Origin of the sequence: Azoarcus sp. DD4, assembly GCF_006496635.1 — a bacterium.
Taxonomy (GTDB): Bacteria; Pseudomonadota; Gammaproteobacteria; order Burkholderiales; family Rhodocyclaceae; genus Azoarcus.
Genome location: NZ_CP022958.1, coordinates 3,092,558 through 3,112,081, shown reverse-complemented (window position 1 = coordinate 3,112,081; position 19,524 = coordinate 3,092,558). Strand labels below are relative to the sequence as shown.

Sequence of the window (19,524 nt, the reverse complement as noted above, 5' to 3'; positions counted from 1 at the left end):
CATGGGGTTTACAGGATCCTTCCCGGCCCTGGCTGGCGTACCCGGTCCCGCTGCCATTCCCGCCCGCAGCGCCCCATTGTCGATTCTGCTTTTACCGGGTCCGCGGCGAAACGGCAGTGGCCTTTGCCACGAAGGGCGTGTCGCGCGCATTCCGGCTTTCGATCCGAAGCCCGATTGCCGTGAAATCGGCCGGCAATTTTGCATTGCAGCAAAAACCAGCCAAATCAGACGGATAGACGCACCGTTTCGGTGAATTCACGCCCATGTTTTGTGCAATGCGGCAGCGGACTATCCGTTTTTCGCGGATTTCGGGATGCGCTGCAATTTGAGGATGAATCTGCATTGACCTATTTGTATGCACATGCATAAATAGAAGCACGACAGCGAACAACGCTGTTCCGAGTGGCGGCCGGCCGACTTGCTCTCGTTTCATCCAATGTCGCGACATCGCGTCGCGACTGCGTATTCATACGTTCATCTGGACAGGAGACAGGTATGCGAATCGCAGTGCTGGGTGGTGGCAACGGGTGTTATGCGGCGGCGGCCGATCTGTCGGAAGCCGGTCACGAAGTCCGCTTCTGGCGGCGCGACGCCAGGGGTCTGGCGCCGGTGCTGGAAAGTGGCCGGATCGCGGTGAAGGACAGCGATGGCCGCCGCGAGGTGGCCATCGCCAAGCCGACCACCGACATCGGCGAGGCGGTGCGCGGCGCCGAGCTGATCGTGATCCCGACGCCGGCCTTCGCGCAGGTGGATATCGCCAGGGCGATGGCGCCGTATCTGGCGGACGGCCAGGTCGTCTTCCTGCCGCCGGGCAGCTTCGGCAGCTACGCGATGCTGAAGGCGCTGCGCGAAGCCGGCTGCACCGCCGACGTCACCATCGGCGAAACCGGCACCTTGCCGCACCTCACCCGCAAGCACGGCCCGGCCGAGGTGGCGATCACCATCCGCGCCACCCGGCTGCCCACCGGCGTATTCCCGGCGAAGAACGGCACCCACGCCTTCAAGGTGCTGAAGGCGGCTTTCCCCGCGGTGGAGCCGATCGAGGATGCCTTGTCCGGCGCGCTGATGAACGCTGGCCCCATCATCCATCCGCCGCTCATCCTGATGAACGCCGGCCCGCTGGAGCACTTCGACGCCTGGGACATCCACAACGAAGGCACCCAGCCGTCCATCCGCCGCGTCACCGACGTGCTCGACAACGAACGCATCGCCATCCGCGAGGCGCTCGGCTACCAGCCCTCGCACTTCCCGCTCAGCGACCACTACAACAACGACCAGTGGATGTACGGCGACGCCCACAAGCGCCTGGTCGACAGCGGCGACTGGCGCGAGCGCATCGACCTCACCGCCCACCGCTACATGACCGAGGACATCCACTACGGCCTCGCTTTCCTGGTCTCGGTGGCCGACTGGGCCGGGGTCGAAGCGCCGACCGCGCGCGGCCTTCTGGCGATCGCGTCGGCGGTGTGCGGCAAGGACCTGAAGCAGGGCGTGCGCACGCTGGGCGGGCTGGGCCTGGCTGGGCTGGACCGCAAGCAGATGGCGGCGCTGCTGCACGACGGGTTGTCGGCATGAGTGGCGCGGGGCAAGGACTGGTCGGCGCGCTCGGCGCCGGCCGCATGGGCCGCGGCATCGTGCTCGCCTTTGCGCTGGCGGGGCGGGAGGCGGTGCTGCTGGACATCAAACCGCGCGCTGCCGAGGCCTTCGCCACGCTGAAGGCGGAAGCGGAAGCCGAACTGCGCGCAAGCCTCGCCACCCTGGTGGAACTCGGCGTGGTGAAGCCGGAGACGGTGGATACGGTGTTCGCCCGCATCGCCATCGTCGGTCGCGACGAGGCGCCGGCCTGGCTGGCGCGGCTGGGGCTTGTGTTCGAGGGCGTGCCGGAAACCCTGGAGGCCAAGCGCGAGGCCTTCGCCTACGCCTGCGAATTCCTGCCCAAGGATGCGCTGCTCGCTTCGACCTCGTCGACCATCCTGTCGACCGAACTCGCGGCGCTGGTGACACAGCCGGAGCGCTTCCTCAACGCCCACTGGCTGAACCCGGCCTACCTGATTCCGCTGGTGGAGCTGCAACCGCACCCGGGCACCGCGCCGGCGGCGACACAGCAACTTTCAGCCCTGCTGGAGGCGGTCGGCAAGGTGCCGGTGGTGTGCTCGGCGCAGCCCGGCTACATCGTGCCGCGCCTGCAGTCGCTGGTGATGAACGAGGCGGCGCGGATGATAGAGCAGGGCGTTGCCACCGCCGCCGACATCGACAAGGCCACCCGCTACGGTTTCGGCATCCGCTATGCGGCGATGGGGGTGGTCGAGTTCATCGACTTCGGTGGCGCCGACATCCTGTACTACGCCAGCCGCTACCTCGCGGGCGCGCTCGGCGACAGCCGCTACGCCAGCCCGGCCATCGTCGATCGCAAGATGGCCGAGGGCAACATCGGCCTCAAGTCCGGCGAGGGCTTCTACGACTGGCGTGCCATCGACACCGCCGACTACCGCCGCACCGCGCTCGCGCGCCTGGTGGAACTGATGCGCATGAACAAGGTGCTGCCGCCCGATGGCGAGACAGCAGCCCGATAAAGAAGACGTAGCGCCTTACCCCGCAGTATCAAACCCCACGGAGATGACGAAGATGACGATGCTCTCGCAGTCCCTGAAGCGCTTGCTGTGTGCCGGTTTGCTCGCGAGCTGCCTGCCGGTTCAGGCGGCGGATATCCCCACCATCCGGGTTGGCTGGACCATTCCCGGAGAAGAAGCCAAGTACTGGATGATGCGCCGCCCCGATGCCTTCCCCGATCTCGGCAAGACCTACAGGATCGAATGGGTGCAGTTCCAGGGCACCGCGCCGATGGTGCAGGCCATGCTTGCCGGCGCGCTCGACTGCTCCTCGCAGGCGCCGCTGTCGCTGGGCCAGGGCGCGGCCGAAAGCGGGCTGCAGGCCTACATCCTGAATCAGCACGTCGGCGAGAAGCCGGGCTCGTTCTCGGTGTACTGGGGCGTGCCGGAGGAATCGCCGATCAAGTCCATCGCCGACCTCAAGGGCAAGACGGTGGGTGTCAATGTCTATGGCTCCGGCGTCTATGGCGGCATGGCGATGCTGTTGAAGAAGAACGGCGTCGATCCGGAAAAGGACATCAAGCTGGTCGAGACCGGCTTTCCCGGTTCCGAAGCCGCGATCCGCGGCGGCCGGGTCGATGCCGGCGTCTTCGTCCAGCCCTTCGCCAGCCGCGCCGAGGCCAAGGGCGGGCTGCGCAAGGTGTTCGCGCTCTCCGACCTGATGCCCAACACGGTGCACGTAATGGAGGTCTGCAAGAAGGATTGGGTGGATGCCAACCCGGAAGCCGCCCGCCGCTACTCGCGCGACATGGCGGCGGCGATGAAGATGGCGCTCGCCAACCGCGAGGAGACCATCAAGGTGGTGTCCGAAGTCACCCGCGCGCCGGCGCCGGCGCTCGAACCCTACCTGCTCAAGGCCAGCGACTTCGCGCGCGAGCCCGGCATGCATCCGGACTACGCCGCGGTGCAGGCGATGTTCGACATGTACCACTCGCTCGGCCTCATCAAGAAGCCGCTGTCGGTCGCCAGCTTCCGCCGCGACGACGTGGCCGCGCCGGCTCAGTAGTCGGGGATGCCGCGATGACTGCGCCGATGATAGAAATCCAGGGCCTCACCAAGCGCTTCGGCAGCGCCGACGGGCGCAAGCACCTGGCGATAGACGATGTGAACGTGAGCGTGGCCGAGGGCGAGTTCGTCTCCATCCTCGGCCCCTCCGGCTGCGGCAAGTCCACCCTGCTGTACATGGTGGGCGGCTTCGTCGCGCCGTCGGCGGGTTCGATCGCCGTCCAGGGCCGGCCGATCACCGGGCCGGGCCCGGATCGCGGCCCGGTGTTCCAGGAGTTCGCGCTCTTCCCGTGGAAGACCGTGCTGGAGAACGTGATGTACGGCCTGCGCCAGCAGGGCGTCGCCAAGGCCGAGGCGCAGGCCCGCGCCGAAGCCCTGCTCGACATGGTGCATCTGCGCGCCTTCGCCGACTTCTATCCGAAGGAGCTGTCCGGCGGCATGCGCCAGCGGGTGGCGATCGCCCGCACGCTGGCCTACAACCCGGCCATCCTGCTGATGGACGAACCCTTCGGCGCGCTCGACGCCCACACCCGCACGGTGTTGCAGAACGAGCTGCTCGGCATCTGGGAACGCGACCGCAAGACGGTGCTGTTCGTCACCCACGGCGTGGACGAGGCGGTGTTCCTGTCCGACCGCGTGGTGGTGATGACGCGCGCGCCCGGCCGTATCAAGAAGGTGGTGGAGATCGACCTGCCGCGCCCGCGCATCCGCGCCGAACTGCTGGTGAACCGGCGCTACCAGGAGTACATCGTCGAACTCGAGCAATTGATCGAGGACGTGCACCTGGAGGCGGCCGGCGCATGAAGCTCGCTCTCCACTACCTCGGCTACCTGCGCGGCGGCGCGGGCGGGACCTGGCTGTCGCTGGCGAGCCTGCTGATCGTGTGGGAGCTGCTCGCCCGCGGCGCCGCCATCGACGGTTTTCCGCCGGCCACCGAGGCGCTGGTGCAGGTGCCGGCCATCCTCGGCGACCGCGAGGCGCTGCTGAGCATCGCCGCGTCGCTGCGGCGGATGTTCCTCGGCGGCTTGCTCGCCATCTTGATCGCGATTCCGGTCGGGCTGGCGATGGGCCGCAACAAGCGCATCGCCCAGGCGCTCAACCCGGTGCTGACCGCCGCTTATCCCATCCCGAAGGCGGCGCTGATGCCCATCGTGATGCTGTGGTTTGGCGTCGGTGACCTGTCCAAGGTGCTGGTGATTTTCCTCGGCGTCAGCCTGCCCTTGCTCTACCACAGCTACCATGGCGCCCATGCGGTGGATGAAAAGCTGCTGTGGTCGGCGATGGCGATGGGTATGAAGCCGGTCGGGCGGCTGTTCAAGGTGGTGCTGCCGTCGGCGCTGCCGGAAGTGCTGCTGGGCTGCCGCGTCGGGCTGGCGATGGCGCTGATCGTGATGATCAGCTCCGAGATGATCGCCCGCCAGTCGGGTGCCGGCGACCTCCTGTTCAATGCGCTGGACATGGCTTTGTATGCGGATGTCTATGCGATGATCGCCATCCTCGCCGGCATCGGTTTCGCGCTCGACTTCGTGTTCGAGCGCATCCGCCGGCGCCTTACCCACTGGGCCGAAACCCGCCAGGACAGCGGCGGTGCCGCCGGCTTTTCCGGGAGTTCGACATGATGAAGTCCGAACGCATGCGCAGCGTGGCGGCGGCCTTGCTGCCGCTCGCGCTGATCCTGCTCGCCTGGGAAACCGCCTGCCGTGCCGGGCTGGTCGCCCCTCATCTGCTGCCGGCGCCGAGCGCGGTGCTGGCGCGGCTGGCCGAGCTGCTGCCGCAGGGCGAGTTCCTTCATCACCTGATGCAGACCTTGATAAGGCTGGTGTCCGGCTTCGCCATCGCGCTGGTGGCCGGCGTGGCGATCGGCCTGGCCGCCAGCCGCGCCGGCGGCAGCCTGCTGGAGCCGGTGGTGCGGGTGCTGGCGCCGATCCCGAAGATCGCGCTCTATCCCGCCTTCGTGCTGATCTTCGGCTTCGACCACGCCTCCAAGATCGCACTGGTGGTGGCCGACGCCATCTTCCCCATCCTGCTCGCCACCTTCCACGGCGCGCGCGCGGTGGAGCCCAAGCTGCTGTGGTCGGCGTGGGCGGCGGGGGCGGGGCGGGGCAGGACGCTGTTCACCGTGGTGCTGCCGTCGGCGCTGCCGTCCATCCTCACCGGCTGCCGCATCGGGCTGCTGATCGCCTGCGTCACCGTCTTCCTCGCGGAGATGATCTCGTCCTCCGACGGGCTGGGCCATCTGCTGATACGCGCCGCGCGTTCCTTCCGCATGGTGGACATGTTCGTGCCGCTGGTGCTGATATCCTCCATCGGCCTGCTGCTCAATGCCGGCCTGCTCGCAACACGCCGCCGCCTGCTGGCCGGCTATGGTGACCAACGATGACCCTGAGCTATCCCGGCCACGGCCGCTTCCTGCCCTACCTGATCAATCGGGCAACGTCCTTCCTCAACCTCGAGTTCCAGAAGGTGCTGGATGGTTATGGATTGACGCTGACGCACTGGCGGGTGATTGCCTTCCTCAGCGAACAGGATGGCCTGAGCGTCAATGCGCTGGCAGATGCGACGGTGACCGAACAGTCGACCCTGTCGCGCGCGCTGACGAACCTGGTGAACCGCGGCTACATCCGCCGCGAACCCAGCCCGGAGGACAGCCGCTCGGTGCATATCTTCCTGGCGCCCGAGGGGCGTGTGGCGTTCGAGCAGATACTGGAGCGCGCGCTGCGCATCGAGGCCCGCGCGCTGGCGGGCCTGGACGATGGCGAGCAGGAGCATCTGCGCGCCACCCTGCTCAAGCTGATCGCCAATTTGCGTCCGGCCTGAGCCGGGCTGCTAGAAGGCGTTGCGGTCGCGCACCACCAGCAGCGCCGTCTTGACGATGATCCAGAAGTCCAGCTTGAGCGACCAGTTGCGCAGGTACTCGAGGTCGTAGTCGATGCGCTTCTGCATCTTGTCCACCGTTTCCGTTTCGCCACGGTAGCCGTTCACCTGCGCCCAGCCGGTGATGCCCGGCTTGACCTTGTGGCGGATCATGTAGCCCTTGATGAGCTTGCGGTAGGTCTCGTTGTGGGCGACCGCGTGCGGCCGCGGTCCGACGATGCTCATCCTCCCTTGCAGCACGTTGAAGAACTGCGGCAGCTCGTCGAGCGAAGTCCGGCGGATGAAAGCGCCGAAGGGCGTGATGCGCTGATCGTTGCGCGATGCCTGCTTCACCACCGCGCCGTCGTCGCAGGTGGTCATCGAACGGAACTTGTACACCACGATCTCGCGGCCATCCAGGCCGTAGCGGCGCTGCTTGAACACGATGGGCCCGGGCGACGACAGCTTGACCCCGGTCGCCACCGCCAGCAGCAGCGGTGACAGCAGCGCAAGGATCACCAGCGCCAGCACGATGTCGGCCAGCCGCTTGAACATGCCGTTGAGCCCGGTGAAGGGGGTTTCGCACACCGCGACCACCGGCATGCCGCCCACGCTGTCGACCCGGCCCTGGATGAGATCGGTGACGAAAATGTCCGGCACGAAATAGATCGACGCGGTGGTGTCCTTGAGATTGTCGAGCAGGTCGAGGATGCGCGGCTGCGTCGCCATCGGCAGGGCGAGGTAGATGGCGTCGATGTGGTGCCGCTTCACGAAGGCGGCGAGTTCGGGCATCTGCCCAAGCAGCGGCAGGCTGGACGACGGCAGGCGGTCGGCATCGCGGTCGTCGAAGAAGCCTACGACGCGCGTACCCAGGTAGGGATTGTCGGCGAACTGGCGGGCGAGCTGCAGGCCGATGTCGTTCACCCCGGCGATCACCACATTGCGCCGGTTCTCGGCACTGGCGATGACACGCGGCAAGGTGTGCCGCAGCAGCAGGTGCGCGACTGCCACGGCCAGCGGTGTTCCTGCGATCCAGGTCATCAGCATGCTCTGCGGGAAGTAGTACAGGTAGCCGCTGAGATAGCCGAACAGCCACAGCACCGACGCCAGCAGCAGCCAGTTAACCAGGAACTTGCGCAGCACCCGCCGCAAGGGTTCGTGCAGGCGCGCGTTGCCGGGAAAGGTCAGCGAGAACGCGAGGACGGCGAGCACGACATAGGGCGGCCCGATGCGCTCGTTGTAGGCGCCGGCGCAGGCCAGCAGGATGGCGACCACGATCACCGGATCGAGCAGGGCCTCGAGCACGCTGGTCAGGGTGAGGTGGGTACGCAGGAAGGAGGCTTCCTTCTGGATGGCAGCGGACATGTCGGCTCACTCGTTGCGATTTAATGCACTGCAGCATATCTCTGACTATAGCAAACAAGATTCATTCTTCTTGTGGGAATATGTTTCTAACGCAAGCCATTTGCAACAAAACGAATCGCCAGGTGACCTCGGAAAATATTTGGGCCATTCTGTTGTCCGCCTGGAAGTTTCTCCTGAGGGGTTCCATTGTCATGGAGAGAAAGCCGAAGAGGATGCCAAAACTTGTCAGCACGACATTAAGTATCTATATGATTATAAATGCGAGTTCTTCATTCGCGCAGGGCTCTGACGAAGGCCTTAAGTTTAACGTTGGTCAGAATATATATTACGACAGCAATATATATCGATTGGCCGACGGTATTAGTGCGCCCGCGGGAAAACGTTCCGACTGGGTTGGAATCACTGGCTTTGGGCTTTCCTTCGATAAGACTTATGGCCGACAGAAAGTATTCGCTGAAATGGGTATCGACCGAACCTATCATGCAGTGCACAAGTCGCTGGATTACACCGGCGGCAACGCGGCGCTGCGTTGGGACTGGGCGCTCGGCCGGCAATGGAGCGGCCAGTTCGGGCACGAGCAGCGCGAGGCGCTCGCTGGCTTCGACGAGTTCATTGGCGCCACCCAGAGCGTCAACATCTTCCGCAAGTCGATGGCTTCCGCCGACTACTGGTGGTTGCCTGACTGGGCAGTCGGGGGGGGTGTGATGCGGCTCTCCAGCCGTTTTCGCGACAACGCCCGGCCGGAGTCGGAGTACGACGCCGACGTCGTTGATCTCAATCTCGCCTACCGGCCGGTCAGCGGCAACCGGGTGATGCTGTCGATGCGCAGCACCGACGGCCGTTACGCGAATCGCCCGGCCGTGGCCGGTTCGATGCGCGACTATGAGCAGCGCGAAGTGCGCCTGGGGGCCGAGTGGCAGGCCACCGGCAAGCTCAGATTGACGGGTTACGTCGGGCGTACGCAGCGCGAGTATGCGTTTGCTTCCAATCGCGATTTCGAGGGCGCCACGGGTCGGCTCGCGCTGACCTGGGCTGCAACCGGCAAGACCACGGTCGATCTTTCGTTGCGGCGTGAGATCGGCGCCGAGGAAGACGTCGTCGCCAATTACGCAATCACCGAGGCCATCAACCTGCGGCCGGTGTGGGCCATCACCGACAAGCTCGCGTTCGGCACCGAGTTCGAACTGCGTCGTCGAGATTTCGGCGGCAATGCGGGCGATCCGGCCTTCACCGGAACGCCGGTCGCCGGCGAGGAGCGTTCCTACCTCTACGGCCTCAGCCTCAACTACCGGCCGCTGCGCTCCACCACGGTGTCGCTCGGTCTGGCCCGCCGCATCAGGACGGCGGGCGATCCGCTGCGCGAGTTCGATGCCGATACCGCGCGCATTTCCGCGCGCATGGCGTTCTGAGTTTCCAGGGCGCGGCGGATCACAAGTCCGCCGCGCCGAGCTTGATGTTTTTCCTATCGGGAGGCAGGAAGATGACGAAACCCGCACTGATTTTGGCCATCGCGTTCGGGCTTGGGCTATCCCAGGCCCATGCGAGCTCCTTTTCCTCTGCCACGGTGATGACCTACCTCGAACGGTCGGCGGGAGGCCGCGACATCGGGGACGATTTCCTGGGCGGCCGCGCCGCGGCCCTGCACGGCTTGTCGGCAGCAACCCTGCGTGGCGAGAGCTTCCTCGGCATGGCTGCATCGGCCAGGGAACTGGGGGCGGTGTCGCCTTCGTCCGCGCTGGGCGGGGTGGGGATGCTGCGCACGGTGGGTTTCATCCCCGCCGCGTATGCCGATCAGGGCGCTGCGGTGATGACGGGCGCCATGCGCCTGGACGGGACGGCGCCGCGTGAGCGGGTTGCCGATCAGCCCTGGCTGCTGGTCGCGGGGCTGGGTCTGATCGCTTTCATCGTCCGTCGCCGTGTGGCCTTGCGTGAGTAAGGGAGGACCCATGGTGAGAACCCTGTGGTGCTCGGTGCTGCCTCTGGCCTTTGCGGTCGGCGGCTGCGGCGGCAAATCCGATCCGGCGGCGGATGTGGCGGCACGCGTCAATAACACGGCGATCTCGGTCACTCAGGTCGAGGCAGCGATGACGAAAACCGAAGGCTTGAGCGCCGAGCAACTCGCCCGTACCCGCAGCGCCGTCCTCGAAAGCCTGATCGACGAAGAGCTGATGGTGCAAAAGGCGCAGGACCGGCGCCTGGAGCGCGAGCCGCGGGTCGGTCAGGCAATCGAGAGTGCGCGCCGCGACATCCTCGCCCGCGCCTACATCGACCAGGTCACGGCGGTGGATGCGCGGCCGGCGGACGGCGACGTCCGCGCCTTCTATGCCACCCATCCGGCGCTGTTCGCCGAGCGGCGCGTCTACACCTTCCACGAGTTCAGCGTGCGGCTGCGGCCCGAACGCATGGAAACCCTGCGGACGATCGCCGCGCGCGAGCACAGCGTCGACGGCATCGTCGCCGCGCTGTCGGAGGCCGGAATGAGCTTTGCCTCCAGCGTCTCGGTGCTGCCGGCCGAACAGTTGCCTTTCGATCGGCTGCAGGGCTTCGCCGAACTGCAGGACGGCGAGAACCTCGTCACGCGGACGACCGAGGGCGCGTCGCTGGTCCATCTGCTGTCGTCCCACCCGCAGCCGCTGGACGAGGCGGCCGCGCAACCGGTGATCGAGCAGTTCCTTGCCAATCGACAGCGGCTGGAACTCGCCAGGGAAGAGGCGGAGCGCTTGCGCAAGGCGGCCGCGATCGAATACGTCGGGGTCTTTGCTCATGGCAGCGCGGCGACGGCGAAGCGAGGCGCGCCCGTGTCCGACGCCGACGGCGCAGTCGTGGCCCCCCAGGCCGGCGTCGCGCGGGTCGCCGGATCGAACTGAGGTTGTGGCGGGGCAGCAGCTCGCCCCGCTCATGACCCGCTTTCATATCGAGGTGCTCATGCTCAAGAAGCTCGTCACGCTGCCATTGATATTTTTTCTCTGCTTTGCCGCCGCGGTGTCGGCGGCGACCGCTACGCCGCAGGTCGAACGCGAGTACGTGCTCGGTGCCGGCGACGTGGTCCGCATCACCGTCTTCCAGAATCCCGACCTCACCACCGAGACCCGGGTGTCCGAAACCGGCGCCATCACCTTTCCGCTGATAGGCAGCGTGCAGGTCGGCGGCCAGAGTGTGCCCGCGGCCGAGCGGCTGATCGCCAGCCGTCTGCGTTCCGGCGGTTTCGTCCAGCAACCGCAGGTCAGCATCCTGCCGGTCGAGATGAAGGGCAACCAGGTGGCGGTGCTGGGGCAGGTCAACCGGCCGGGCCGCTATCCGATGGAAACCTTCAACCTCAAGGTGTCCGACCTGCTGGCGCTGGCCGGTGGGGTGGCACAGGGCGGCGGAGACGTCGCCGTGCTGATCGGTACGCGCGACGGCAAGCCGGTGCGGCGTGAAATCGACATTCCCGGATTGTTCGGCGCGGCCACGGCCGACGACCTGGTGCTGTCGTCCGGCGACGTGATCTACGTCGATCGGGCACCGATGGCCTACATCTACGGCGAGGTCCAGCGGCCCGGCGCCTTCCGCCTCGAACGCAATATGAGCGTGATGCAAGGCCTGGCCACCGGCGGCGGCACGACGGCGCGCGGCACGGTGCGCGGCCTGCGCATCCACCGGCGCGAGGCGGGCGGCGAACTGAAGGTCTTCGAGCCCGGGCTCGACGACCTGCTGCGCGCCGACGACGTGATCTACGTGAAAGAAAGCCTGTTCTGAGGGGGGCGGGGATGACGATCCAGCAACTGTTCCTGATCCTCCGCGCCCATCTGCGCCTGATCGGTGGCGTGCTCGCCGGCGTGGTGGTGGTCACCATGCTGGCGAGCCTGATGCTGCCGCGCAAATACACCGCGCAGACGGCGGTGGTGGTGGACGTGCGCGGCACCGATCCCATCCAGGGGGCGGCGATGCAGGGGGCGGTGATACCCGGCTATCTCGCCACCCAGGTGGACATCATCGCTTCCGAGCGCGTCGCCCGCCGCGTCGTCGCGCTGCTCAAGCTCGACCGGAATGTCGACCTCCAGGCGCGCTGGCAGGGCGACACCGGCGGCAGCGGCAGCTTCGACGACTGGCTGGTGCGCATGCTGGCGGCGGGTCTCACGGTAAAGCCCTCGCGCGAAAGCAGCGTGCTGGCCATCGGCTACACCGGCGCCGATCCGGCCTTCGCCGCCATGGTTGCCAACGCTTTCGCCCAGGCCTACATCGACACCTCGCTCGAACTCAAGGTCGAGCCGGCGCGCCAGTACTCGCAGTGGTTCAACGACCGCAACAAGAGTCTGCGCGACGACCTGGAAGCGGCACAGCGCAAGTTGTCCGACTACCAGCAGGCCAACGGCGTGATCCTCAGCGACGACCGTCTCGATGTCGAAAGCGCGCGTCTTGCCGAACTGTCCTCACAGCTGGTCAACGTCCAGGCCCAGCGTGCCGACAGCCGCTCGCGCCAGAGCCAGTCGGGCTCGGCCGATACCATGCCCGAGGTGTTGCAGAACGGTCTGATCCAGAACCTCAAGGCCGACATCGCCCGCCTCGAGGCGCAGCGCGGCCAGACCCTGGGCCGGCTGGGCCCCAATCATCCGGAGATCGCCCGCATCGATGCCGAGCTGGGCTCGCTGCGCCAGCGCGTGGCCGGCGAGATCGCACGCGTGGCCAGCTCGCTCGGCACCGCGGCGCGGATCAGCAACGCACGCGAGGCCGAGGTCGCTGCGGCGGTGGCGGCGCAGAAGCAGAAAGTGCTCGAACTCAAGGCCCACCACGACCGCATCAGCGTGCTCCGCCGCGATGTCGAGAGTGCCCAGCGCGCCTACGACCTCGTCGCCCAGCGCCTCGCGGAGACCAGCCTGGAGAGCCAGACCCGCCTTACCAACGTGGTGGTGCTCAGCCCGGCGGTCGAGCCGGCGTCGCCGTCCTCGCCCAAGCTCGCCCTCAACGCCGTGCTCGCGGTCGTGCTTGGCACCCTGCTCGGCATCGGCGCGGCGCTGGTGAAGGAGCTGCGCAATCCGCGCGTGCGCGCCGCCGGCGAACTCGCCCAACTGCTCGGCGTACCGGTGATCGCGGTGCTGCCGCCGCGGCCGGCGCTGGTGCGCGATGGCCGCCGCCGGCTGCTGCAGGCGCCGGCCCGCTGAATTCCCGCTACGGAGGCGAACCCAGATGAATGCTCCCCATCACCTACCGCTGCAGGCACCGGAGCGCTCGATCGGCGCGATCCTGGTCGATGCCGGCCGGATTGCGCCGGAAGACGCCGAGCGCATTTTCCGGGTGCAGCGCGAACGCGGCCTGCGCTTCGGCGACGCCGCGCGCGAACTGCGGCTGCTCAGCGAGGACGACATCGCCTATGCGCTGGCCCGCCAGTTCGACTATCCCTACGTCGTCCGCGGCACCAGCGCCATTTCGGAAACCGTGGTTGCCGCCTATCAGCCTTTCAGCCCCGAAGTCGAAGCGCTGCGCGGGCTGCGCACCCAGCTGCTGCTGCGCTGCACCGGTCAGCTGGCAACGCGGCGCCGGCTGGCGGTCGTGAGCCCCGCGGGCGGGGACGGGCGGAGCTGGGTGGCGGCAAATCTCGCAGTGGTGTTCAGCCAGCTCGGCGAGCGCACGCTGCTGATCGATGCCGACCTGCGCAAACCGGTGCAGCACACCCTGTTCGGGCTCGACAACGCGACCGGGCTCAGTTCGGTGCTGGCCGGCCGCAGCGGCAACGAGGCCATCCGTCGCATCGACGGCCTGCTCAGCCTCAGCGTGCTGCCGGCCGGGCCGCAGGCGCCCAACCCGCAGGAGCTGCTGTCGCGGCCGCCGTTCGCCGCCTTGCTCGAACGTCTCGGCGCGCAGTTCGACGTGGTCATACTCGATACGCCGGCCGCCGCCTGCGGTGCCGACGCCGAGCTGATCGCGGCCCGCGCCGGCGCGGCCTTCATGCTCGCGCGCCAGGATGCCTCCAGCGCGCGTGATCTTGCCCGTTTCGGCGAACGGCTGGCGGGCGCTTCGGTGGCCCTGGTGGGAGCGGTACTCAATGCGCACTGAACGGATGTCGCGTGCCCGCCGGACGGGCGACAAGGGGAGGGTGGCGTCATGAACACCGCAGTTGGCGCATTGGGGCGGGCAGCGGGCGCGCTGAACGTGGCGACGCCGGCCGCGGCCACCCGCAGCGAGAACCTGCCATGCCTCGACGGCTTGCGGGCGTTGGCCTGCCTGCTGGTGGTGCTGTCCCACCTGCCGGCCGATCTGCCCAAGGCGCTGGGCGTGCATGTACTGGGTTCGCTCGGCGTGGCCATCTTCTTCTCGCTCAGCGGTTTCCTGATGGCCCACCTCTATGCCCGCAGCGAGTGGAACATGCAGGCGGTGGCGCGCTACGGCATCGCACGGGCGGCACGCATCCTGCCGATCTACTGGCTGGTGGTGCTGGTGAGCTTCGTCGCCTTCAGCTTCGTCGATCCGCAGTGGCCGTATCCGATCGACGGCTGGCAGCTGCTTCGTCATCTCGCCTGCCTGGGATCGGTGCGGATGTTCTGGTCGATCTCGCCGGAGATCCAGTACTACGTCTTCTTCGTGGCCCTGTGGTACGCGCTGTGGGCGCTGCGCAGCGGTCGCTGGCTGGCGCCGCTGGTGGTCGCGGTGGCGCTGGGCGTGTTGTTCGCCACCCGTGCCGACTGGCCCGGCCTGGCGCTGCCGTCCAAGCTGCAGTTCTTCGTACTCGGATCGGCGGTGGCACTGGTGCCGCGCGAACGTATCGGCGCCATCTTCCGTCATCCGCTGCTGGCGCCGCTGCCCCTGCTCGCGATCGCGCTGCTGGTGGTGTGGTCGTTGTCCGGCGAGGCCTCGCGTTCGCTCTACCTCGACCCGGCCTTTGCGCTGCTGGCGGCGGCGACCGTGCTGCTGTGCTCCTTCGACACGCCGCTGCTGCGGGCGGTGCTCGGCGGCCGCCTGATGCGCCTGCTCGGCCGCACCAGTTTTTCGATCTACCTGCTGCATGTGCTGCTGATCGAACTGACGCTGCGTGCGCTCGGCATCGCCACGCCGACCCTGGTCGAAGCCACGCTGGTCGCGGTGTTCGCGGTGGCGCTGTCGGTGGTGATCTCGCTGTGGGTGGAGTTTCCGCTGCACCACGCGGTGCGCGGCCGCTTCAAGCGGCTGGCGGGGCAGGCGTGAACATGACGACGGCGGGCATGCCGCCTCGCGTCCTGCCGCAGGCGGCATCGCGCGATTTCCGCATCGATGCCGCCAAGGCAGTAGGCATCGTGCTGGTGGTGCTCGGCCATGCCAAGGGCTGCCCGCCCTGGCTGGTGATGCTGCTCTACAGCTTCCACGTGCCGCTGTTCTTCTGGCTGGCCGGCGCGGTGGTGAGCGATGCCCGGCTGGCAGAGACGCCGGCGATGACGCTGCGCCGCCTGGGGCGCACGCTGCTGCTGCCTTACGTGTTCTTCTTCTTCGCCGCTTATGCATACTGGCTCCTGACCCGCGGCATCGGCGACAAGGCGTTGCGCTGGGGTAGCCAGCCGTGGTGGGAGCCCTTGCAGGGCTTCGTCACCGGCAACGGCGTGCTGCTTTACGTCGATCCGGCGCTCTGGTTTTTGCCGGCGCTGTTCGTCACCGCCTTCGCCTACGCACTGCTGCGGCAGCGCTTCGGAGGGCGCACGACGGCGCTGGCGGCGGTCGTCTGCGGTGTGGCGTGGGCTGCGCTGTTTCCCGCGCTGGGCCTGCGCCTGCCGTTCGCGCTCGACATCCTGCCGGTGGCGCTGGTTTTCTACGCGCTCGGCGCTGTGCTGCGCGGTCTGCCGGGCGTGTCCGTCGGCGGTACGCGCGGTGTGGCGACGCTTGCCGTGCTTGCCGCCCTGTGGCTGGGCGCTGCCTGGTTCAATGGCCGGGTCGATCTCAATCACCTGCGTTTCGGGGCGGCGCTGCCGCTGTATCTCATCTCCGCGCTGGCCGGCACCGCGGTCTGCCTGATCCTGGTCGCGCGTTTGCCCGACAGCCGCGTGCTGCGCTGGCTGGCGCGCAACTCGCTGCTGATTTTCGCCAGCCACATGCTGAGCTTCAGCGTGATGTCGGGCGTGGCCACGGTCGCAGGCCTGCGGCCCGCCGAGGTGGGCATCGGCTGGGCGCTGGGCAGTTCGGCGCTGGCCATCCTTGCCTGCGTGCCGTTGCGCTGGCTGATGCTGACGCTGGCGCCGTGGGCGCTGGGCGTGGCGCGACCGGCCCCGGCCTTGGGGACGATGGAGCGGGTGGCATGAGTGCGCTGTGGCCTGCCGCTGGCAACGGGGCATTGGCGGCCAGCGTGGCGGCTACTGGCGACCGGCGCCCCTTGAGCGGCGTCGAGCGCTGGGTGGTGCTCACGCTGGCGCTGGCCTGCGCCTATCCGCTGCTGATGGCCGGCGTGCACACCAACCTGATGCCGGTCAATGCTGCGCTGCTGGGGCTCACCGAGGCCTGCATCCTCGCAATGTGCCTGCCGCTGATGCTGCGCCACATTCCCGGCCGGCTGGCGGTGCTGGTGGTGATGGCACTGGCGGTGCTCACGGCGCTGTGGCTGGTGCGCGACGGCATGGACTTCAAGGCGGTGCGCGACTTCGTGATCCCCGCCTGCTTCCTGTGGCTGGGCATGCGCATGCCCGACCGGGCGGTCGCGGAGCGCTGCCTGCTGGTGATCGGCGGCATTGCGCTGGCGATGGGCGTGTTCGAGCTGCTGTTCGTGGACGTCTATTCGCGCATCTTCAACATCCTGTCCTACTACGTGGCGCAGGGCACGGTGCTGGAAGCGGCGGTGGCGCAGCAGGACGTCGCGCTCAGTTTCAACGGCGTGCGCCCCGAAGGCATCGGCCGTACCTTCTTTCCGGCGCTGCTCGGCAACCACCGGGTGTCGTCGGTGTTCATCGAGCCGGTATCGATGGGCAACTTTGCCACGCTGCTGGCCGCCTGGGGGTTGTCCAAGGGGCCGGACGAGCGCGGCAGGATGTGGCTGCTGCTTGGCCTCGCCTGGTGCCTGATCGTGCTGGCCGATTCGCGCTACGGCCTGGTGGTGGTGAGCCTGATGGTGGCGATGCGGCTGACGTCGGGCCGCCATGGCCAGGGGCTGGCCTTTGCCTTTCCCTTCGTCGCAGTGCTGATGGTGAGCGGGCTCGCGCTCGCCTTCCCCGGCTATGTCGGCGACAACTTCCTCGGACGCCTGGTGTGGAGCGGTCATGCCTTGCTCGACCTCGGCTGGAGCGGCCTGCTCGGGTTGGACGGCTGGGCGACCCAACACGGCGATTCCGGCTACGCCTATGTATTCACCCGCTTCAGCCTGCCGCTGGCCGTGGCGGTCTGGCTGTTCGTGTGGATGCTGCCGGTGCGTGACGAGGCCGCGGCCCGCTTTCGCGCCCACGCTTCGCTCTACATGGCGCTGATCCTGACCATCAGCGGCACCTCGCTGTTCGCGATGAAAACGTCCGCCTTGCTGTGGTTCCTGATCGGCGTCGGTGTCGCCGGCAGTGCCGCGGCCCCTTCCGCCTACGCCGCAGGGCGCGCACGACCGACGCCGTTTCCGGCGGCAGGCACAGTCCAAGGGAGAACCCCATGAAAGTGGTCCACGTGGTACGCCAGTTCCATCCGTCCATCGGCGGGATGGAGGAGGTCGTCCTCAACATCGCCCGCCACCAGCTCGAGGTGTGCGGCCACCAGGCCGAAGTGGTCACGCTCAACCGGGTGTTCCGCGACGACGAGGTGGTCCTGCCGCAACGCGACGAGCACCAGGGCATCGTCGTGCGCCGGCTGCCCTACGCCGGATCGTCGCGCTACCCGCTGTGCCCCTCGGTGATCGGCGCCATCCGCGACGCCGACCTGGTGCATGTGCACGGCGTCGATTTCTTCTTCGACTACCTTGCCGCCACCCGCCCGCTGCACGGCCGCCCGCTGATCGCCTCGACCCACGGCGGCTTCTTCCATACCGCCTTCGCTTCGCGCCTGAAACGCTTGTGGTTCCGCTCCATCACGCGGACTTCGGCGCGCGCTTACCGGCGGGTGATCGCCACCAGCGACAACGACGGCGAGATCTTCAGCGAGGTCGTCGCGGCGCCGCGCCTGCGCGTGATCGAGAATGGCGTCGACGTCGACAAGTTCGCCGGGGCCGGCAGCGAGGAGCCGGGCAAGACGCTCGTGTATTTCGGCCGCTGGTCGGTGAACAAGGGCCTGGTCGAAACCCTGGACCTCTTCGCCCGGCTGGTGGCGGTCGATCCGGAATGGCGGCTCATCATCGCCGGCCGCGAATACGACCTGTCGCTGAGCGATCTCCAATGCGCGATCGGTCTGCGCGGACTCATGGACCATGTCGAGCTGGTGGCCTCGCCTTCACAGCAGGCGCTGCGCGCCTTGCTCGGGCGCGCCCAGTATTTCGTCTGCCTGTCGCGCCACGAAGGTTTCGGAATCGCGCCCATCGAGGCGATGAGCGCAGGGCTGGTTCCGGTGCTGAGCGCTATTCCGCCTTTCGCCAAGCTGCATGCCGATTCGTCCATCGGCGTGCTGGTCGATGGCGAGGCGGTGGCCGGACTGCGTGCGCTCGCGGACGTAAGCCCGGCCGTGTTCCGTACCCGTCGCCAGCGTGCGATGAACTATGCGGTGCGTTACCACTGGCGGCACGCTGCGGATCAGTACGTCGGCGAATACGAGGCGCTGCTGGGGGCACGGTCATGAAAGGGCCGTTCCGCCTGTTCATGGGGTGCTTGGCTGCGCTGGCGGTGCTGGTGGCCGGCGGCGCCCACGCGCAGTGCGAAAGCGGCAGCCAGCTGCGCGGAGTCAATCTCGCCGGCGCCGAGTTCAACAGCAAGGCGATACCCGGCCGCTACGGTTACGACTACATCTACCCGTCGGCGCAGGACCTGAGCTATTTCCGCGACACCGGCATGAGCGTGATACGCCTGCCGTTCCGCTGGGAGCGCATCCAGCCGGCGATCAACGGCGCGCTCGACAGCGCCGAGCTCGACCGCATCCGCAGCGTGGTGGACACGGCCCGCGGCCTCGAGCTGTGCGTGCTGCTCGACGTGCACAACTACGGCGCCTATGCCGGCCAGGCGATAGGCAGCAGCGCGGTGCCGGAAGCCGCGCTGGCCGATCTGTGGCGGCGGCTCGCCGAAGTCTTCGCCAATCAGCCCAACGTCGCCTTCGGCCTGATGAACGAGCCCGCGGCGCTGCCCATCGCCCTGTGGGCGAGCATTGCCCAGCGCACCATCGACGCCATACGGACCGCCGGCGCCGCCAACCTAGTGATGGTGTCGGGTGGCCGCTGGAGCGGGGCGCACGAGTGGGAGAAGACCTTCGGAGGCACTTCCAACGCCGAGGCCTTCCGCGACTTCCGCGACAGCGCCGGCAACTTCGTGTTCGAAGTCCACCAGTACGCCAACCCCAGCTATTCCGGCACCACTACCGAATGCATCAGTGCCGACAGCCTGCGCGGCATCATGCGCGCGGCGACCGACTGGGGGCGTAACAACGGGCACCGCTTCTTCCTCGGCGAATTCGGCACCGCCAGCACCGAGGCCTGCCTGGCCGCGCTCGACGCCATCCTCGGCGAGATGCATGGCAACGAGGTCTGGGCGGGTTGGACCTACTGGGCCGCGGGGCGCTGGTGGGGCACCTATCCCTTCAGTATCCAGCCGACGCCCACCGGCCCGGCGCTGCAGATGTCCGTCATCGGCAAGTACCTCTGAACACG

General features: G+C 67.5%; 21 protein-coding genes. 19 read left to right on the top strand and 2 right to left on the bottom strand.

The window, feature by feature from the left end:
• Positions 1–91 precede the first annotated feature (91 nt).
• Complete coding sequence (locus CJ010_RS14350; protein WP_141018667.1) at positions 92–433, bottom strand: hypothetical protein; 342 nt, start codon at positions 431–433, stop codon at positions 92–94.
• Positions 434–495: 62 nt separating this feature from the next.
• Here CJ010_RS14350 and CJ010_RS14345 point away from each other — a divergent pair, with 62 nt between their 5' ends.
• Genes CJ010_RS14345 through CJ010_RS14315 form a run of 7 tightly spaced genes read left to right on the top strand, consistent with a single transcriptional unit; the run spans position 496 to position 6,431 of the window.
• Entirely contained in the window at positions 496–1,575 is a 1,080-nt protein-coding gene (locus CJ010_RS14345) for an NAD/NADP-dependent octopine/nopaline dehydrogenase family protein (RefSeq protein ID WP_141018666.1), read from the top strand.
• The gene (locus CJ010_RS14340) at positions 1,572–2,573 is read left to right on the top strand and encodes a 3-hydroxybutyryl-CoA dehydrogenase (RefSeq protein ID WP_141018665.1); all 1,002 of its coding nucleotides are present in this window, start codon (positions 1,572–1,574) and stop codon (positions 2,571–2,573) included. Before CJ010_RS14345 ends, CJ010_RS14340 begins: the two co-directional genes overlap by 4 nt.
• A gap of 52 nt (positions 2,574–2,625) precedes the next feature.
• The gene (locus CJ010_RS14335) at positions 2,626–3,615 is read left to right on the top strand and encodes an ABC transporter substrate-binding protein (protein WP_141018664.1); all 990 of its coding nucleotides are present in this window, start codon (positions 2,626–2,628) and stop codon (positions 3,613–3,615) included.
• 14 nt (positions 3,616–3,629) lie between these two features.
• The gene (locus tag CJ010_RS14330; RefSeq protein ID WP_141018663.1) at positions 3,630–4,418 is read left to right on the top strand and encodes an ABC transporter ATP-binding protein; all 789 of its coding nucleotides are present in this window, start codon (positions 3,630–3,632) and stop codon (positions 4,416–4,418) included.
• Entirely contained in the window at positions 4,415–5,233 is an 819-nt protein-coding gene (locus tag CJ010_RS14325; protein ID WP_141018662.1) for an ABC transporter permease, read from the top strand. The genes CJ010_RS14330 and CJ010_RS14325 overlap by 4 nt, the downstream gene beginning before the upstream one ends.
• Positions 5,230–5,994, top strand: coding sequence for an ABC transporter permease (locus CJ010_RS14320; RefSeq protein ID WP_205754791.1), 765 nt, complete (start codon positions 5,230–5,232; stop codon positions 5,992–5,994). Before CJ010_RS14325 ends, CJ010_RS14320 begins: the two co-directional genes overlap by 4 nt.
• Positions 5,991–6,431: a MarR family winged helix-turn-helix transcriptional regulator gene (locus CJ010_RS14315; RefSeq protein ID WP_141018661.1), complete on the top strand. Its 441-nt coding sequence runs from the start codon at positions 5,991–5,993 to the stop codon at positions 6,429–6,431. The genes CJ010_RS14320 and CJ010_RS14315 overlap by 4 nt, the downstream gene beginning before the upstream one ends.
• A gap of 9 nt (positions 6,432–6,440) precedes the next feature.
• On the opposite strand, the gene CJ010_RS14310 is transcribed toward CJ010_RS14315, so the two are convergent.
• Positions 6,441–7,832 carry an undecaprenyl-phosphate glucose phosphotransferase gene (locus tag CJ010_RS14310; RefSeq protein WP_205754790.1) on the bottom strand — a complete coding sequence of 464 codons (1,392 nt, stop codon included), beginning with the start codon at positions 7,830–7,832 and terminating at the stop codon, positions 6,441–6,443.
• Between CJ010_RS14310 and CJ010_RS25160 the strand changes: the two genes are divergently transcribed.
• The 12 genes from CJ010_RS25160 to CJ010_RS14255 all read left to right on the top strand — a co-directional run bounded on the left by CJ010_RS25160 (position 7,819) and on the right by CJ010_RS14255 (position 19,519).
• On the top strand, positions 7,819–8,121 hold the full coding sequence (locus tag CJ010_RS25160; protein ID WP_168224960.1) for a hypothetical protein: 303 nt from the start codon (positions 7,819–7,821) through the stop codon (positions 8,119–8,121). The genes CJ010_RS14310 and CJ010_RS25160 overlap by 14 nt on opposite strands.
• Positions 8,024–9,241 (top strand): XrtB/PEP-CTERM-associated polysaccharide biosynthesis outer membrane protein EpsL, encoded by a 1,218-nt coding sequence (gene epsL / locus CJ010_RS14305; protein WP_371415711.1) that lies wholly within the window; start codon positions 8,024–8,026, stop codon positions 9,239–9,241. The genes CJ010_RS25160 and epsL overlap by 98 nt, the downstream gene beginning before the upstream one ends.
• A gap of 71 nt (positions 9,242–9,312) precedes the next feature.
• Positions 9,313–9,768: a hypothetical protein gene (locus CJ010_RS14300; RefSeq protein ID WP_141018659.1), complete on the top strand. Its 456-nt coding sequence runs from the start codon at positions 9,313–9,315 to the stop codon at positions 9,766–9,768.
• Between the two features lie 10 nt (positions 9,769–9,778).
• Positions 9,779–10,699, top strand: a complete 921-nt coding sequence (locus CJ010_RS14295; protein ID WP_141018658.1) for an EpsD family peptidyl-prolyl cis-trans isomerase — start codon at positions 9,779–9,781, stop codon at positions 10,697–10,699.
• 31 nt (positions 10,700–10,730) lie between these two features.
• Positions 10,731–11,570 (top strand): polysaccharide export protein EpsE, encoded by an 840-nt coding sequence (epsE, locus tag CJ010_RS14290; protein WP_240794368.1) that lies wholly within the window; start codon positions 10,731–10,733, stop codon positions 11,568–11,570.
• Between the two features lie 11 nt (positions 11,571–11,581).
• Positions 11,582–12,973 (top strand): chain length determinant protein EpsF, encoded by a 1,392-nt coding sequence (gene epsF, locus CJ010_RS14285; protein WP_141018657.1) that lies wholly within the window; start codon positions 11,582–11,584, stop codon positions 12,971–12,973.
• A gap of 25 nt (positions 12,974–12,998) precedes the next feature.
• Positions 12,999–13,865, top strand: coding sequence for a chain length determinant protein tyrosine kinase EpsG (gene epsG, locus CJ010_RS14280; RefSeq protein WP_141018656.1), 867 nt, complete (start codon positions 12,999–13,001; stop codon positions 13,863–13,865).
• A gap of 48 nt (positions 13,866–13,913) precedes the next feature.
• Complete coding sequence (locus CJ010_RS14275) at positions 13,914–14,990, top strand: acyltransferase (RefSeq protein WP_141018655.1); 1,077 nt, start codon at positions 13,914–13,916, stop codon at positions 14,988–14,990.
• Between the two features lie 17 nt (positions 14,991–15,007).
• Entirely contained in the window at positions 15,008–16,072 is a 1,065-nt protein-coding gene (locus tag CJ010_RS14270) for an acyltransferase family protein (protein WP_168224958.1), read from the top strand.
• Positions 16,069–17,397 (top strand): hypothetical protein, encoded by a 1,329-nt coding sequence (locus CJ010_RS14265; protein ID WP_141018653.1) that lies wholly within the window; start codon positions 16,069–16,071, stop codon positions 17,395–17,397. Before CJ010_RS14270 ends, CJ010_RS14265 begins: the two co-directional genes overlap by 4 nt.
• A complete protein-coding gene (locus CJ010_RS14260; RefSeq protein WP_141018652.1) occupies positions 17,394–18,506 on the top strand; it encodes a glycosyltransferase family 4 protein in 1,113 nt (370 codons plus the stop codon). The genes CJ010_RS14265 and CJ010_RS14260 overlap by 4 nt, the downstream gene beginning before the upstream one ends.
• Positions 18,503–19,519 (top strand): glycoside hydrolase family 5 protein, encoded by a 1,017-nt coding sequence (locus CJ010_RS14255; RefSeq protein WP_240794367.1) that lies wholly within the window; start codon positions 18,503–18,505, stop codon positions 19,517–19,519. The genes CJ010_RS14260 and CJ010_RS14255 overlap by 4 nt, the downstream gene beginning before the upstream one ends.
• Positions 19,520–19,524 lie beyond the last annotated feature (5 nt).